We start from the raw sequence: 16,794 nt of genomic DNA, 5'->3' as shown, positions 1-16,794 counted from the left end.
GAACGTGAAATAGCGTACAAGGTTTTCTTCCCGTTTGCAGGAACTTCCGAACCCGTTGCCGAATGAAATGTAATAGTCGAATTATTCAGACAATTAATGGGAGTCGAAGTGAGGGATCGTGATGAAAAAGTGGCAGTTCAATAAAGAAGAGTCGAGTGAGAAGTTTCCAGATGAAATGGCGTGGGCGTTGTTTTGTACGGTCGAGCCAAAGCGGATGGACACGACACTCCCGTTCTATTATGACGAATCGGTGTTCCGCTTCTCGAACGGAACGGAGTCGTTCTACTTCAAAATCTCACCGAGTTATCATGAGTTCGAAGTGAACGTCAAAGACGCGTCGGGCGAGTTGCTTTACTATCAGTTGCTGCGAACGGTCGGGAAAGTGGAAGTGCTCGAAGATCGACGTGACCACGGCGAGCTGTTGATCGTCATGAACGAAGATCGGAATCGTACGGTGACGACGATTGAACTGACCGTCCGTCCCCGGTTCCGGGTGCTCGTCAAAGAGCACTATGTTTGAGTTTTCCTCAGAGTGGTACATCAATTAGACATGATATCACGAGGAGGAGATTTAGATGAAAGACGGACTCAACAAAAAAGTCGATGGTTTGATTGATAAAGCGGCAGGAAAAGCGAAAGAAGCGGTCGGCAAAGCGTCGGACAATCAATCGCTCAAACGTGAAGGGCAAAAAGATCAAGTGAAGGGGACGGCCAAAGAGAAGACGGGTCAAGCCCAACAAAATCTTGAAAGTCTGAAAGACGAACGCCGCTAAGCAAAGGGAAATCGCAATCCATGCGACTTCCCTTTTTTCATTTGGTCAAAAGACTTGGACGTGAATCGTCGATTCTAATGCGTTCTTAAGGTGAGACAGCAAGGTGGGTAACTGACAAAAACGAAAGAAGTAAAAGCTAAACTAGCGTATCCTTTAGTGAATTGTAGGTATATCATTTTATCGGGGAATTGGTCTGGAGTGAAAAGGAGAAACGAAATGAATTACGAGTTATTAGAAACAAGAACTCACGCCATTGCTTCCCGGATTCAACAGTTGGGTGGAGATGTTCAGGAAGTTGTAGTTGAAAACCCCATTTCTGAAGAGCAAATTTTTCAAATGGAGAAACGGCTTGGAGTCCAGTTGCCCGAGAGTTTTAAACGTGTTTTACAAGAGTTTTCTGGGGGATTCAGCTTTTATTGGTCTCTGCCTGAGGATTTAGTCACCCCACACGAGTTTAGAGATTCGGTTAGTAGCAACTTTCATTGGAGTATAGAAAGCCTTCCGCGATTGGAAGAAGAACGAAAAGAGTGGGTCAATCAAGTGTTTCCAAATGCGGAAGATAAGTACGACAAAATTTGGCACAACAAGCTCGTCTTTTGTGAAGTCGGAAATGGAGATTACATTGCCTTTGACTTAATAGACAGTCTCGATGAAGCTCCAATTATCTATTTGAGTCATGACGATGGAGAAGGCCATGGCTATCGATTAGCAAACACTTTCATTGAACTCATTGAAAGTTGGTCAAGCTTAGGATTTGTAGGATGTGAAGATAATCAGTGGCTCCCTTTTACAATGAATTCAACAAGCGGCATTCTAGCTGAGGGGGAGACTGCCAACCGATTTAAAAATTGGTTAGGACTAAATTTTTAAAATAAAACAGAGCATTGAATGGATTTCTTCAATGCTCTGTTATTATAATTTTGAAATATCGATTTAAGTTTCATTACCCAGCCCTTACTTATACAGTAAATACTCTTTCCGAATCGGTAAGAACGCATCGCGCTCGGCATCGACTTTCGCCATGATCGCCTCGAGCGACTCGCCGGCGAGGATCATATCTTTCACATAGGCGTTGCCGGTCAGCTTCGTGATGAAGTCGTTGACGAGGAACTCGAAGTCGTCCGGATACAAGTCGTGCGCCGTCTTGACCATGGCGATGCCGGTCTTGACCGCTTCGAACTTCGTCGGCTCGGTGACGTACACTTCGACGCCGTGCGACAGTTTGCCCGCGTTCTTCGAGAACGTCGGTGTGAACGAGGCAGCGCGGAACGTGACGCCTGGAAGCTCGAGTCCGTTTAACGTCTTGGCGTAGTCATGCGCCTTCACGTACGGGGCACCAATCAATTGGAACGGCTTCGTCGTGCCGCGCCCTTCCGACAGGTTCGTCCCTTCGAACAGACCGGTCGCCGGATAGACGTTGACCGTGTCCGTCGTCGGCATGTTCGGTGACGGCATGACGAACGGGAGTCCCGTATCCTCGTACAGCATCGAGCGCTTCCAGCCCTTCATCTTGACGACTTCGAGGTCGGCTTGCAGTTGGTACTCTTTGTTGAACAAGCGTGCCAGCTCACCGACGGTCATCCCGTGCTTGAGTGGAATCGGATAGAGGCCGATGAAGCTCGAATAGGCCGGGTCGAGCACCGGTCCTTCGACGCGGAGCCCGCCTTGCGGGTTCGGCCGGTCGAGGACGACGAACGGAATATCATTTTCGGCCGCTGCTTCCATCGCGTACGCCATCGTGTAGATGTACGTGTAGAAGCGGGTCCCGACGTCTTGAATGTCAAAGACGAGCACGTCGACGTCCTTGAGCATCTCAGCCGTCGGTTTCTTCGTCGCGCCGTACAGGCTATACACCGGAAGCCCTGTCACTTCGTCGATGTACGAGCTAATCGTCGATCCGGCTTGGGCATCACCGCGGACGCCGTGTTCTGGTCCGTACAGTGCCGTCAGTTCGAAATCATCCGAGTTGTGGAACAAGTCGACGATGCTCGTCATATTGGCATCGATCCCGGTCGGATTCGTGATCAGTCCGACCCGCTTTCCAGCCAAGAGCTCAGGACTGTCCATCAAGCGGTCGACCCCGAGCTCGACTTTCGGCTTCTTTGGGACGGACTTGGCATCGGCATCGAGTAACATGACAGATGATGTGACGAGTGTGAGGGCGGCTAGACCACCGATCCATTTCTTCATAACAATTCCTCCTTTATGAATGTAAGCGCTTTACCACTTACTCGAAAGTGTACCATTTTGTATTTTTAATTCAATTATATGTGATAAAAATAGGAAATTATATTTCTTAATTTGATTCATTGTACCTAAAAAGCCACCGGATTTTTCCGATGGCTTTCACATGATGCTTGCAGGTCATGATGAACGGCTGATGAACAACAACCGTTTCGAGGCGACGAAGAGCGTCACGGCAATCAATAAGATACCGCTGACGAGTGGCCAAACGAGTAAATTTTCGCCCATGAGCACTTCGGCCGATAACGAGCCGAGCCGCCATGGCATCCAATCCCATTCGAGCCAGCCGAGAAGAAGCGACATGATGAAGTGGAGGGCGAGCGTGATGACGAGGGCGACGAGGCCGCTCTCGAGCAACGCCGCGAACAAGAAGAAAATCGACAGCTGGACGACGAAATGGAGCATGAGCAGTCCGGTCGCGACCAAGAAGTCGGTGACGTCAAACGATTCGAACAAAACGATCGTGTAGTAGGCGGCACTCAATTGGGCGAGAGCGACGGCGATGACGGCAAGTAGCGAATAATGTCCCAATTTGCTGAGGACGATTCGTGTCGCCGGAATGTTGAGTGACTTGAGCCAGGCGAGCGTGCCGAGCGACCGTTCGTGGCTGAACGTATGCATCGCGGACAAGAGGACGACGAGCAGTCCGATTTGCCGCAACTGTTCGCTCGCCGACATGAGTACTTCTTCCGGTGATGGAGTCGGGATCTCGATGACTGCGCCGTCCGGCAAGTTGCCGCCCGAAGCCAAGATGTCCGGAAGGAAGTAGAGCGTGAGCGGCTGCATCGCCGCAAGCAACATCAAGGCGATTGGCACCCAAATCATCCGCTTATTGCGCCATGACTCTCTCCACTCTTGTTTGAAGATGGCCGTTTTCATCAGGCGTTCACCTCCAAGAACAGTGACTCGAGCGATGGATGCCCGACATGGAGCGATTGGAGCCGGAGACCACGTTCGAGGAGCATTTGGAGCAGGGCCCGTTCCGTCACGTCTTTTGTATCCGTCTCGAGCTCCCACGTCGTCCCGGAGCGGGTGACGTGATTGACGCCTGGGAGCGTCCGCCACTCGTCTTCCGTCACGATATCATTGAACAGACGGACTTGGATCGACGACTTTGAACCGAGCAAATCGGTCACGGTCCCTTCCATGAGGAGACGACCTTGCCGGAGCAGGAGCACCCAGTCGCTCGCTTCCTCGGCGTCGGGGAGCACATGCGTCGAATAGAGGATCATCCGCTCCCGCTTCAAATCACTTAATAAATCGAGCACTTCCCGGCGTCCGCGCGGGTCGAGCGCTGAGACAGGTTCATCGAGCAGTAACAGCTCCGGGTCATGCACGAGCGCCTGGGCGATGCCGAGCCGTTGCCGCATGCCGCCTGACAAGTGTGCCGCCGGTCGATCGACGGGCTCGAGTCCGACCCGCTTCAGCAGCTTGACCGGATCGATACCCGTCACCCCGGTCAACTCGGCCGCGTAACGAATCGTCTCGACCGGGGTGAGCGACGGATAGAGCGCCGGGCGCTGCGGCAGATAACCGATGCGGATGGCATCGTGCCCGACAATCTGTCCGGACGTCGGCGTCGTCACTCGGGCAATCATGTTGAGCAGTGTCGTCTTTCCGGCCCCGTTCTCACCGAGGAGCGATGTGCAGCCGGGTCGAAGCGAGAAACTGACGTCGTCGAGCGCGGTGAAAGAACCGAATTGTTTCGTCAGTTGCTTGACGTTCATCGCTTCGTCCGTCCCCATAGGAAGTAGACAATCGGTCCGAGGATGTTGATGAACAGGATGACGAGGAGCCACACCCACTTCGGTCCGTTCGTCTCTTGTCGCTTCAGCAAATCAATCAAGGCGACGACGAGCAAAATGAGTTGCAGCACGAGCAGCGGCAATAAAATGAGCAATAAATTTGAATCATTGGCAATATCCAATGGTGTTCCTCCTTCATAAATGAGTTCACTATCCCATTCCACACTTAGGACCTGTCTCCTGTATGGAATAGAAAAAAGCCCTTTCTCGGCTGAGAAAGGGTGACAATCATTTGACGATGATGACCGGCGCGAGTGCGCGTTTGGCCAGCTTATGGCTGACACTGCCGAGCACGAACTCCTGGAACGTGTTCAATCCGCGGGAGCCGACGACGACATACTCATACGGTTGATGGTTCGCGTATTTGACGAGCTCGACGTCTGGTTCGCCACGAAGTTCGATATATTCATAGTCGAGCCCAGCCGCGACGACTTGGTCGAAGAGCGGTTGTAACATCAATTTGCGCTTCGCTTCGAGATCGATTTTCCCGGTCGAGTTGAGCGCGGCTTCTTTCGATTCTTTGGCGCTGATGACATGGACGATGTCGATTGATGCATCTGATGCCTTGGCGAGCTGGATTGCTTTCTCAAGTGCCCGCTTCGAGTGGGCAGATCCGTCTGCCGCTAAAAATACCTTTCCCATAAAAACGTCCTCCTCTTTCACACGATCTACTTGTAGTATATGCGATTTTATAGAAGCATGGATATAAAAAGGGAGTGAACGCAAATGTCCACTCCCGTAAAAACGACATCAATGGCCGGCGTTTGCTTCTTGTTGCTTCAAGTGAAGCGCGAGCGTATTGAGCAGTTTCTCTGAATCTTTGTTCAAGTACAACAGTTCCGGCTCGATTCCGACTTCACGATATTTGAAGACGACTTTATCGATGGCACCGATGGCCGAGTCATCCCAAAGATGGGTGTTCGAGAAGTCGATCGTGACGTGTTTGACACCAGCTTCGGCGTCTTCAGTCACATCGAACTGATTGACGAACTCAGACGTCGAGGCGAAGAAGAGCTGACCGTTCACGATGTAACGAGCACGATCGGCGTCTACACTGCGATCAAGTTCGACTTTCGAAATTTTTGCGGCGAAAAGGATCGCTGCCGTCAAAATCCCGGCGAACACACCGAGTGACAAGTCGTGGGTGATGACCGTCACGAGCACGGTGACGAGCATGACGACCGTATCCGATTTTTGAGCGGTGCGCATCGCTTTGAGCGAGCCCCAGTCAAACGTCGCATACGAGACGAAGAACATGACGCCGACGAGGGCGCCGACCGGGATGAGCATCAAAATGTCGCTCATTGTCATGATCATGAGGAACAACGCGAGTCCAGCGACGAACGTCGACAGACGCCCGCGGGCACCGGATGAAACGTTGATGACCGATTGGCCGATCATCGCACAACCTGGCATCCCGCCGAAGAAACCGGCGATGATGTTCGAAATTCCTTGCCCGCGTGACTCGCGGTTTTTATTTGAATCTGTTCCTGTCATATCATCGACGATTTGGGCCGTGAGCAGTGACTCGATCAATCCGACGAAGGCGAGGGAGATCGAGTAGGGAAGGATGATCATCAACGTGTCAAACGTCAACGGGACGTTCGGGAATAAAAATTCCGGTAGCGTTGCTGAAATCGTTCCCATGTCACCGATGTTTTTCGTATCGAGACCGAGTGTGATGGCGAGCACCGTCATGACGACGATGGCGACGAGCGGGGCTGGAATCGCTTTTGTGACGCGCGGGAATAAGAAGATAATCGCGAGTGATGCAGCGACGATGGCCCAGATGATCCAGCTCTCGCCTTCAAAGTTTGACAATTGTGCTTGGAAGATCAAAATCGCGAGCGCATTGACGAACCCGACCATGACGGCGCGCGGAATGAACTTCATCAACCGGGCGATGCCGAGATAGCCGAGTGCGATTTGAATGATTCCCGTCAAAATACCGGCCGCGAGCAAGTACTCAAGGCCGTGGTCTGCTACGAGCGAGACGATGACGAGGGCCATCGCGCCGGTCGCGGCCGAGATCATGGCCGGACGACCACCGGCAATCGAGATGACCATGGCGATGATGAATGACGCGTACAACCCGACCATCGGATTGACTCCAGCGATGAGTGAGAACGCAATCGCCTCAGGGATGAGCGCGAGCGCGACGACGATCCCCGCAAGGACGTCAGCCCGGACGTTGCCGAGCCAATCTTGTTTAATCGTATTCAATTTTTCCAAAAGAACACACCTCTCTATATATTTTTTGACTTTGATCTCCGAGTCTCACGAAGATCAAACCCCGCATTATATGAAAGAAATGGTTCGACCGATACATGTTTTCACAACGTGTTTCATCATACCGGATTTTTTCTGAAAAGACAATTGCCTCGAATGAAAAACTATGGTAATTTCATAACGTAAAGGTTATATAACGTTTTTGTTATACAGAGAAGGAGAATGACGATGCATACGGTAGATGATTTAAGTAAAGTGCTCAAAGTGCTCGCCGACCCGACCCGCTTGACGATGCTCAAGCAGATGCAGGGCGGGGAGCAGTGTGCCTGCAGTTTTGTCGACTGTTTTGACATCTCGCAACCGGCCATCAGCCGTCATTTGAAGATGATGCGGCAAGCGGGACTGTTGTTGGAACGCCGCGACAAGCAGTGGATTCACTATCGGTTGAATGAGACGAGCCCGTTCTATGCGATCGTCGTCGATCTGCTCGACAAGATCGAGACGGTCGATGCGAGTTGTGACTGTGACACCGAGTGCGCGATTTAAGGAGGAGTCAACGATGAAGCTTGAAGTATTCGAACCAGCCATGTGCTGCCCGACGGGACTATGTGGTCCGTCGATTGATCCCGAACTGACGCGGATCGCCACCATCCATTACGTATTAAAACAACGCGGCTTTGATGTAGCCCGTTATAACCTCGCCTCCGAGCCGAATCGCTTCGTCGAGAACGCCCGTGTCCAAGCTGAAATCGCGAACGGACTCGAGACACTCCCGCTCACCGTCATCGACGGTGAAATCGTCAAACGGGGCGCCTATATGACGAACGAAGAAATCGCCCGATTGACGGAACTCCCGGTCGAGGCGTTCGCTGCGCAAGACGGCGAGAAACCGAAAGTGCGCATCACGCTCAAAAAATAAGGAGGCGCGTCATGATGAATCGCTTTGACTTCACGACAATCGATCCGTCCCGTTACGTATTTTTGACCGGGAAAGGCGGTGTCGGCAAAACATCGACGGCCTCGAGCCTCGCGTTGACGCTCGCTGACCGCGGCAAGCGCGTCCTGCTCGTCTCGACCGACCCGGCGAGCAATCTGCAAGACGTGTTCGAGATGGAACTCGACGAGACACCGCGCCTCGTCCCGGAAACAGGGCTCGCGATTGCCAACTTTGACCCGGAAGAGGCGGCGAAACAATACATGGAGCGTATGGTCGGCCCGTATCGCGGTGTGCTCCCGGACGTGGCCATCCAGTCGATGGAAGAGCAACTATCGGGTGCCTGTACGGTCGAGATCGCCGCGTTCGACCAGTTCACCGAGCTATTGACATCCGAGTCGGCACGTGAGACGTACGATCATGTCATCTTTGACACGGCGCCGACTGGTCACACGCTGCGGTTATTGACGCTGCCGAGTGCGTGGGATGAATTTTTAGAGACGAACACGACTGGTGCGTCTTGCCTCGGTCCGCTCGCTGGTTTAGCTGACAAGCAACTACAATATAAACGGGCCGTCGAAACGCTCACCAACGGCAACGAGACGACGTTATTGCTCGTCGCTCGTCCCGAGACGTCGACGCTTGTCGAGGCGGCACGTGCCGCGACCGAACTTCACGCGATTGGGATTGAACAGATGCAACTCGTCATCAACGGTGTCGTCGCTTCAGACGAAGCGACGGACCGCTACACGAAACGGTTCATCGAGCGTCAACAACAAGCGCTCCGTGAACTCCCGGAAGGCGTCGCCTCGCTCGAGACGTTCACGCTGTCATATGCGTACGAGAATCTCGTCGGTGTCCCGGCGCTCCGACGCTGGGTGAACGGGGAGACGGCCACCGTCCCGGATACACGTTATGACACGAGTCATTATGGCTCGATTGACCGACTCGTCGATGAAATCGAGATGGATGGACCGAGCGTCATCATGACGATGGGGAAAGGCGGGGTCGGCAAGACGACGCTCGCTTCGCTCGTGGCCGTCGCGCTCAGTGAGCGAGGACATGCCGTCCATTTGACGACGACGGACCCAGCCGCACATGTGGCTTTCACAATCGGTCTCGACGTCCCGGATACGTTCACCGTTGATGCGATTGACCCGAAAGTCGAAATCGAGAAGTACCGGATGGATGTGTTCCGGGAAGCGGGGGATATGAACGACGAGCAGCGCATGATGCTCGAGGAAGACTTGCGCTCACCTTGTACCGAAGAGATTGCCGTTTTCCGCGCCTTCGCCGATCAAGTGGCGAAAGCGAAAGACCGCTTCGTCGTCATTGATACAGCGCCGACCGGTCATACGCTTCTGCTCTTGGATGCGACCGAGAGCTATCATCGGGAACTTGAACGCTCGACCGGCGTCGTTCCAGAAGCAGTCCGCGAGCTGTTACCGAAACTGCGTGACCCGAAACAGACGCATGTCTTGATCACGACACTCCCTGAAGCGACACCGGTTTACGAAGCTGAACGGCTCGTCGCTGACTTAGAACGGGCCAAGATTCAACCGTTCGCCTGGGTCGTCAATCAATCGTTCACACCGCTCGATGTGACAAGCAAACTGCTGACGGCGAAAGTCGCGAGCGAGGCGCTATGGCTCGAGCGCGTGAACGCCTATCCGCGCCCGACGTTACTCGCATGGCAAGAACAACTGCCGGTCGGTTATCCCGCGCTCTCACAACTATTAAAGGAGGAAGTTACATGAACATCACGAATGAAGCCATCGACTTTATGAAAGCGGCATTAAGTGAAGAGGAAATTAAATCGGTTCGCATTTGTACCGAAGCCGGGTGCTGTGGACCGACACTGGGTCTTCACATTGCCGCGCCGGAAGCATCAGATGACGTGAAAGACTTCGACGGACTCACGTTCGCCGTTGCAAAAGATGCCGAAGCGATGGCAGAGAACGTCACGCTCGACGTCGAATCGACAGAAGACGACGTCAGCCTCGTGCTTCGCGGCCTGCAACAGACTTGCTAAACAAATAGAGAATTATTGGAGGAACTCATTGTGCAGTGGATTGCTAGTATCATCTTTTTAGTGACGCTCTTCCTCATCATCAAGCAACCGAAAGGCCTCGGCATCGGTTACTCGGCGATGGGGATGGCGGTCATCGCCCTACTCACCGGGGTCGTCAATTTGGATGACGTCGGTACCGTTTGGGACATTATTTGGAACGCGACGTTCACGTTCATCGCCATCATCATCATCTCGCTCATCTTGGACGAGATTGGATTCTTTGAATGGGCTGCCTTACATATGGCCCGAATCGCCAAAGGAGGTGGCGTCAAGCTGTTCGTCTATATCACGTTGCTCGGTGCGCTCGTTGCGGCGTTGTTCGCCAACGACGGAGCGGCGCTCATCTTGACACCGATTGTGCTCGCGATGGTACGGGCACTTAAACTACCGGATGCAGTCGTCTTGGCGTATGTCATGGCGTCCGGGTTCATCGCCGACACGGCGAGCCTGCCGTTCGTCGTCTCGAACCTCGTCAACATCGTCTCGGCCGATTTCTTCGGCATCGGTTTCGCCGAATATGCGGCGCGGATGGTGTTTGTCAACGTCTTCGCTGTGGCCGGAAGTTTGCTCGTCCTATATTTGTATTTCAAAAAGGACATTCCGAAGCAGTACGATTTATCAAAACTCGTCGAGCCGGCCTCGGTCATCAAAGACCATAAGATGTTCCGCTTGTCGTGGGTCGTGCTCGCACTTCTCGTCATCGGGTACTTCACGAGCGACATCATCGGAATTCCGGTCTCACTCGTCGCCGGTGTCATCGCCTTGTTCTTCCTCGTCATGGCGAACCGTTCGCCAGCGGTGAAGACACAGTCGGTTGTTCGCGGTGCGCCGTGGGCCATCGTCTTCTTCTCGCTCGGGATGTATATCGTCGTCTACGGTCTGCAAAACGCAGGGCTGACGCAAGTGCTCGCCAACTTCATCGACTGGTTCGCCGTGAACAACTTCAGCGCTACGTTCGGGATGGGCTTCTTGGCCGCTATCTTGTCATCGGTCATGAATAATATGCCGACCGTCATGATTGACGCGCTCGCCATCGATTTGACGAATACGACCGGTCAGATTCGGGAAGCCCTCATCTATGCGAACGTCATCGGGTCCGATCTTGGTCCGAAAATCACACCGATTGGGTCACTTGCGACATTGTTATGGCTCCACGTGCTCCGTACGAAAGGGCTTAAAATCGGTTGGGGTCAATACTTTAAAGTCGGCATCATTTTGACGATCCCGACGCTCGCCATCACGTTGCTCGGACTATATATCAGCCTACTACTTTACTAAGGAGTGTTTTTCTATGAAATTGGTCATCATCGGTTCAGTCGCTGCCGGTACATCGGTCGCGGCAAAAGCACGTCGTAACAACGAAGACGCACAGATTACCATTTACGACCGCGATTATGATATCTCGTATTCAGGTTGCGGCATCCCGTATTACGTCGGCGGCGAAGTCGAATCGCGTGACGATTTGACGCCTCGTGACGCGGCGTTCTTCAAAAAACGTTATCAACTTGACGTCATGACACGGCATAACGTGACGGCAATCGATGCCGACGCACAGACGATCACAGTCGAGAATCTCGAGACGGGTGAATCGTTCACCGACAGCTACGACCGCCTTGTCCTCGCGACAGGCGCCTCGAGCATCATCCCGCCGATCCCGGGTGTCGACTCGGACAACGTGTTCCCAATCCGTAACATTCAGAATGCGGAAGCGACACGCAACTTCGTCGACAGAACGAATCCGAAGCACGCGACGATCATCGGTGCCGGCTTCATCGGTCTCGAGATGGCCGAGCAGCTCAAACTGCGCGGTATCGATGTCACAGTCATCGAACGTTTCCCACAAGTGATGCCGCCGCTCGATAAAGACATGGCCTGCCGCGTCGAGGACCACCTCGAGAAGAACGGCATCGAGCTCATGCTCGGTGAGACGGTGACGGAGCTCGTCGGTGACGGTCACGTCGAACGTGTCGTCACGGAAAGCGGCAAGACGATCGACACGGATCTCGTCATCTTATCGGTCGGCGTCCGGCCGAACACACAACTCGCGAAGTCGATCGGGGTGACCATCGGGGAGACAGGTGCGATCGCCATCAACGAGCGAATGGAGACGAACGTGAAGAACGTCTATGCGGCGGGCGACGTCGCCGAAAGCTTCTCGCTCGTCACGGGTAAACCGATTTGGCGTCCGCTCGGCTCGACGGCTAACAAGATGGGGCGTGCGCTCGGTGACTTGATCACGGGCGGCGACCTTGAACATCGCGGCATCCTCGGCACAGGCATCTTCAAAGTGTTTGGCCAAGCGGTCGCGCAGACCGGTCTATCGGAACGTGAGGCACGCGAGCTCGGCTACGACATCGAAGTGCTCCATAACACGAAACCGGACAAGCCGGCTTATATGGGCGGGAAAGATATGACGATTAAAGCAATCGGCGACCGCGCGACACGCCAACTGCTCGGCGTTCAAATCGTCGGTTTTGAAGGCGTCGACAAGCGTATCGACGTGTTCGTCACGGCGATCACGTTCAAGGCGAAAGTCGATGACTTGTTCCATCTCGATCTCGCTTACGCGCCGCCGTTCGCGACGACGAAAGACCCGGTCATGTATACGGGCATGGCGCTCGCGAACAGTATGAATCAATCAGCGCGACTCATTACGCCGGGCGAGCTTCAGAAGCGGATCGATGCGGGTGAGGAGATGCAAATCATCGATACGCGCAAAGCGGCACAGTTCGAGAAGGCGTGTGTCGATTGCGCCGTCAACATCCCGCTCGGTGATTTGCGTGCGGCCGCCAAGGACATGGACAAAGATAAGCCGACCGTCGTCTATTGCAACGGTGGGGTGACGGGGAACGCGGCTCAAAACGTGCTCCGCAACCTCGGGTTCACTGACGTCTATAACTTGTCAGGCGGAAACAAGAACTATCAACTGTTTAAAAAGTACGGGAATTAACATAGACGACGTCCGAATCATTCGGACGTCGTTTTTTGGTATGCTGAATCATGAGGTGAATCAGATGAACTATAAGCTGTTACATGAAAAGTTCGAACGGAGAAAGCAGTGGCTCGTCTTTGAGAAGGAGGAGGTCGTCCGTCGGGTGATGGTCCGCTATAAGGCACGCGTCATCCCAAAAGCAGACATCATGGACTTGGTGAACGACGATCAATTGTCGTATGAACACATCTTCTGTTGTTTGACGATTGATGACCCGCGCATGATTGCTAAAATCTTTACGACGAAAGAAAAAAAGGACCACCGATGGGAACGGGAAGATAACGCGCGACGTGGGATGGTGTACAAACATAAGGATGAGGAACACCGACGCTACAATCAATTGATTATCGACGAGATGGAAGGACGTCGCCTTGACATCATATTCGAAAGCAAGGATGGGAAGTTTGTGACCGGCTTTTTGACGAGAGACATGTCAACTCAAGTTGCTTCGTACATTTACGCGCATACGGGCGGCGCCAAATTCACGGGACTCATCCCACGTTCATTGTGGCCGCCGGACGTAACGGATGAAGAGTTTAAACTGAGCTATCGCTGGTACTTAGAGTCGTTGGAAGAGTGGAAAAAGTTATAAGGGAACGTCGAGACGACCTACTAGCAGGCCGTCTTTTTATATGTAATTCGCCATCACATTCCAGTCCCAGGAAGGAGATAGGAGTCATTACCTATTCTTGAAAAAAACATTGTATTCCAAAAAGGAAACGTTTACAATTTTTGTGTAAGCGTTTTCCTAAAATCATGCTACAAGGAGGGACCCACATGGTCAACAAACGATGGAAACAGGTATGGGCAGTTGTGCTAACGTTTGCACTGGTGTTCTCAATGTTTCCGATGTCATCGTCCGCTCTCGATAAAGGTAAGTCGACGCTCGTCGTCGTTCATTATCAAGAGGCACCGGACAATCAAACAGATTGGAACTTATGGCTTTGGGCGAATAACCCAGATTATTTCCCGAATAAAGCTTTTGCCTTCAACGGCGAGGACGACTTCGGCAAGGTGGCGGCCTACGAATTCCCGGTCGATTCACCAGAAAAGCTCGGTCTCATCGTCCGTACGGACAACTGGGAGAAAGATAAAGGGTCTGAGAACGACCGCTTCATCACGAGCGATATGATTAAAGACGGCGTTGCCGAAGTATGGATCAAGTCAGGGGACTCGAAAATCTATACGTCGAACCCGGACGGGGAGACGGCAGCAACGGACGTGGATATGAAAGTTCATTACTTCCGTTACGACAATACATACACGGACTGGGGTCTTTGGACATGGCCAGACGGTGGAGACGGTCAAAGCATCAATTTCGATGAGACGGACGCATTCGGCGGCGTCGCGAACGTGACGTTCGCGAATCCGGATGCGAAGAAGCTCATCGGGCTCGTTACGAAAAAAGGGGAATGGGCCGAAAAAGATGGGGAAGACCGGTTCGCGCTTAGTACGGCGAAAGAAATTTGGCTCGTCGAAGGCGATTCGACGATTTACTATTCCGAGCCAGAAATCGATCGTTCACCGAAAATCATCTCGTTCGAGGCGGACACGTTCCGTCAAGCGGAGCTCACGCTCAACCGCGTCATTGACGAGAAGTTTTTGAGCGAGTTGACGGTCGAAGGTGCGACCGTTGAATCGGTTGAGAAGTCAGGTGACAAGTCGGTCACGGTCCGTTTCAGTGCCGACATCGACTTGGCGGCAGTCATCACGGCGAAACATCCAACGTTCGGAGACAAAGTGCTCCAAGCGGGCGACGTGCTTCGTTCACCGGAATTTGATGCGAAGTACGCCTATAGCGGCAAGCTCGGCGTGACGTACAAGCAGTCAAAATCACAATTCGTCTTGTGGGCCCCGACAGCTCAAGACGTGAAACTCGAACTATGGAATATGCCGAAAACGCGTCCCGCTTCAGATAAAGATTTGAAGAAGACGGTTTCGATGAAGCGTGGCGAGCGCGGCACTTGGATCGCGGACGTCCGCGGCGATTTGGACGGCATCGGTTATACGTACAACGTCAAACACGCGTCAGGCAGCGTTCGCGCGGTCGACCCATACGCGACGGCAGTCGGTGTGAACGGGGACCAAGGGGTCGTCGTCGACTTGAACGAGACGAAACCGAAGCGTTGGAACTCGATGAAACCAAAACTCAAGAAACGGACAGACGCGATCATCTATGAGACGCACGTTCGCGACTTGTCGATCTTTGATGTCACGTCAGACAAATACGATTCAGGCATCAAAAACAAAGGCAAATATCTCGGCGTCGTCGAGCCAGGGACACGTCTCCTCGTCAACGGCAAGAAGACAGCGACGAAGACAGGCCTCGACCATATGAAAGACCTCGGCGTCACGCACGTCCAGTTCATCCCGGTATACGACTACAACACGGCCTCGGTCGATGAGACGAAGCCGGATGCATCATACAACTGGGGTTATGACCCGAAAAACTATAACGCGCCGGAAGGCTCGTACTCGACGAATCCATATGACGCGAAAGTCCGGATCCGCGAGATGAAACAAATGATTCAAGGGCTTCATGACAACAACTTGCGCGCCGTCATGGACGTCGTCTACAACCACATGTTCGATGCCCAAGCGTCGAACTTGCACAAAATCGTCCCGGGTTACTACTACCGATACACAGCGGGCGGTGACTTTGCGAACGGTACGGGCGTCGGCAACGATACCGCATCGGAACGCAAGATGATGCAAAAACTGATCGTCGACTCGGTCGTCTATTGGGCGAAAGAGTACCATTGGGACGGATTCCGTTTCGACCTCATGGGCATCCATGACGTCAAGACGATGAACCAAGTCCGTTCGGCCTTAAACAAAATCGATCCATCCATTCTCGTCTTCGGCGAAGGTTGGGATCTTAGCACGCCGCTTGACCCGGCACTCAAGGCGAACCAGAAGAACGCATATCAGATGCCAGGTGTCGCGCATTTCAACGACAATATCCGTGACGGCTTGAAAGGTAGTGTCTTCATCGACACGGACAACGGGTTCATCAACGGAAAATCCGGTCTTGAGAATCGGATCAAGACAGGGATCGTCGGCGAGATCGACTATAGCCCTGGTATCAAAGGATTCACAAAAGAGCCGACGCAAGCGATCACGTACGTCGAAGCGCACGACAACCACACACTTTGGGACAAGCTCGAACTCACGAACCCAGAGACATCGGAAGCGGACCGGACGAAGATGCATCGCCTCGCGTCAAACATCCTCTTGACGAGCCAAGGCACGACGTTCATCCATGCCGGTCAAGAATTCATGCGGACGAAAGAAGGCGACCACAACTCATACAAATCGCCGGACCGCATCAACCAAATGGATTGGAAACGGGCGGCTGACCGCAAAGCGGACGTCCAGTACATGAAAGGCTTGATTGAGATGCGTAAAGACAACCCAGGTCTTCGCATGACGAAGGCGGTCGACGTGAAGAAAAACTTGAAATTCTATAAAGCCGAAGCGAACGTGATCAGCTACTCAATCGATGACAAAGCGCCAGGGCAGAAGAAAGACTTGTTCATCACGCACAACGCCAACGCCAAGACAGTGAAAGTGAAACTGCCGAGCGGGCAATGGAACTTGATTGTCGATGGGAAAAAAGCGGGCACGAAGACGATTAAACGCGTCTCGGGCACAGTCAACGTACCAGCTTACAGCTCGGTCGTCGTAAAACGAAAGTAATGAAGTAACCAGGGGCGACAGTGCCCCTGGTTCTTTTGTATGAGTTA

The 16,794-nt window shown here is 53.0% G+C and carries 17 protein-coding genes; 11 read left to right on the top strand and 6 right to left on the bottom strand.

The window, feature by feature from the left end; all coding sequences use genetic code 11:
- Window positions 1-121: 121 nt before the first annotated feature.
- The 3 genes from EVJ33_RS06500 to EVJ33_RS06490 all read left to right on the top strand — a co-directional run bounded on the left by EVJ33_RS06500 (window position 122) and on the right by EVJ33_RS06490 (window position 1,643).
- Complete coding sequence (locus EVJ33_RS06500; RefSeq protein ID WP_131435547.1) at window positions 122-520, top strand: hypothetical protein; 399 nt, start codon at window positions 122-124, stop codon at window positions 518-520.
- Window positions 521-575: 55 nt separating this feature from the next.
- A complete protein-coding gene (locus tag EVJ33_RS06495; protein WP_034778818.1) occupies window positions 576-773 on the top strand; it encodes a CsbD family protein in 198 nt (65 codons plus the stop codon).
- A gap of 216 nt (window positions 774-989) precedes the next feature.
- Window positions 990-1,643, top strand: a complete 654-nt coding sequence (locus EVJ33_RS06490) for an SMI1/KNR4 family protein (protein ID WP_131435545.1) — start codon at window positions 990-992, stop codon at window positions 1,641-1,643.
- A gap of 84 nt (window positions 1,644-1,727) precedes the next feature.
- On the opposite strand, the gene EVJ33_RS06485 is transcribed toward EVJ33_RS06490, so the two are convergent.
- The 6 genes from EVJ33_RS06485 to EVJ33_RS06460 form a co-directional block, all read right to left on the bottom strand.
- Entirely contained in the window at window positions 1,728-2,963 is a 1,236-nt protein-coding gene (locus EVJ33_RS06485) for an exo-beta-N-acetylmuramidase NamZ family protein (protein WP_131435543.1), read from the bottom strand.
- A 174-nt stretch (window positions 2,964-3,137) separates the two neighbouring features.
- Window positions 3,138-3,896 (bottom strand): ABC transporter permease, encoded by a 759-nt coding sequence (locus EVJ33_RS06480; protein WP_131435541.1) that lies wholly within the window; start codon window positions 3,894-3,896, stop codon window positions 3,138-3,140.
- Window positions 3,896-4,744, bottom strand: coding sequence for an ABC transporter ATP-binding protein (locus tag EVJ33_RS06475; RefSeq protein ID WP_131435539.1), 849 nt, complete (start codon window positions 4,742-4,744; stop codon window positions 3,896-3,898). Before EVJ33_RS06475 ends, EVJ33_RS06480 begins: the two co-directional genes overlap by 1 nt.
- Window positions 4,741-4,944 carry a PLD nuclease N-terminal domain-containing protein gene (locus tag EVJ33_RS06470; protein WP_084592848.1) on the bottom strand — a complete coding sequence of 68 codons (204 nt, stop codon included), beginning with the start codon at window positions 4,942-4,944 and terminating at the stop codon, window positions 4,741-4,743. The genes EVJ33_RS06475 and EVJ33_RS06470 overlap by 4 nt, the downstream gene beginning before the upstream one ends.
- Before the next feature lie 106 nt (window positions 4,945-5,050).
- Window positions 5,051-5,464 (bottom strand): universal stress protein, encoded by a 414-nt coding sequence (locus EVJ33_RS06465; protein ID WP_131435537.1) that lies wholly within the window; start codon window positions 5,462-5,464, stop codon window positions 5,051-5,053.
- Window positions 5,465-5,572: 108 nt separating this feature from the next.
- Entirely contained in the window at window positions 5,573-7,054 is a 1,482-nt protein-coding gene (locus EVJ33_RS06460; RefSeq protein WP_131435535.1) for a SulP family inorganic anion transporter, read from the bottom strand.
- A 225-nt stretch (window positions 7,055-7,279) separates the two neighbouring features.
- Here EVJ33_RS06460 and EVJ33_RS06455 point away from each other — a divergent pair, with 225 nt between their 5' ends.
- The 8 genes from EVJ33_RS06455 (at window position 7,280) to pulA (ending at window position 16,747) form a co-directional block, all read left to right on the top strand.
- On the top strand, window positions 7,280-7,597 hold the full coding sequence (locus EVJ33_RS06455) for an ArsR/SmtB family transcription factor (RefSeq protein ID WP_131435533.1): 318 nt from the start codon (window positions 7,280-7,282) through the stop codon (window positions 7,595-7,597).
- 13 nt (window positions 7,598-7,610) lie between these two features.
- Complete coding sequence (arsD, locus tag EVJ33_RS06450; protein WP_131435531.1) at window positions 7,611-7,970, top strand: arsenite efflux transporter metallochaperone ArsD; 360 nt, start codon at window positions 7,611-7,613, stop codon at window positions 7,968-7,970.
- A gap of 11 nt (window positions 7,971-7,981) precedes the next feature.
- A complete protein-coding gene (gene arsA / locus EVJ33_RS06445; RefSeq protein ID WP_131435529.1) occupies window positions 7,982-9,742 on the top strand; it encodes an arsenical pump-driving ATPase in 1,761 nt (586 codons plus the stop codon).
- Complete coding sequence (locus EVJ33_RS06440) at window positions 9,739-10,017, top strand: Fe-S cluster assembly protein HesB (RefSeq protein WP_131435527.1); 279 nt, start codon at window positions 9,739-9,741, stop codon at window positions 10,015-10,017. The genes arsA and EVJ33_RS06440 overlap by 4 nt, the downstream gene beginning before the upstream one ends.
- A 30-nt stretch (window positions 10,018-10,047) precedes the next feature.
- Window positions 10,048-11,334, top strand: coding sequence for an arsenic transporter (locus EVJ33_RS06435; protein ID WP_131435525.1), 1,287 nt, complete (start codon window positions 10,048-10,050; stop codon window positions 11,332-11,334).
- A 13-nt stretch (window positions 11,335-11,347) separates the two neighbouring features.
- Window positions 11,348-13,006, top strand: coding sequence for an FAD-dependent oxidoreductase (locus EVJ33_RS06430; protein ID WP_131435523.1), 1,659 nt, complete (start codon window positions 11,348-11,350; stop codon window positions 13,004-13,006).
- 64 nt (window positions 13,007-13,070) lie between these two features.
- Entirely contained in the window at window positions 13,071-13,640 is a 570-nt protein-coding gene (locus tag EVJ33_RS06425; protein ID WP_131435521.1) for a hypothetical protein, read from the top strand.
- A 185-nt stretch (window positions 13,641-13,825) separates the two neighbouring features.
- Window positions 13,826-16,747, top strand: a complete 2,922-nt coding sequence (pulA, locus tag EVJ33_RS06420; RefSeq protein WP_131435519.1) for a type I pullulanase — start codon at window positions 13,826-13,828, stop codon at window positions 16,745-16,747.
- Window positions 16,748-16,794: the final 47 nt, after the last annotated feature.

The sequence above is a fragment of the Exiguobacterium sp. SL-10 genome, assembly GCF_004337025.1.
In the GTDB taxonomy this organism is placed as follows: Bacteria; Bacillota; Bacilli; order Exiguobacteriales; family Exiguobacteriaceae; genus Exiguobacterium.
The sequence above is the reverse complement of the archived record's forward strand: the minus strand, read 5'-3'. Positions and strand labels throughout refer to the sequence as shown.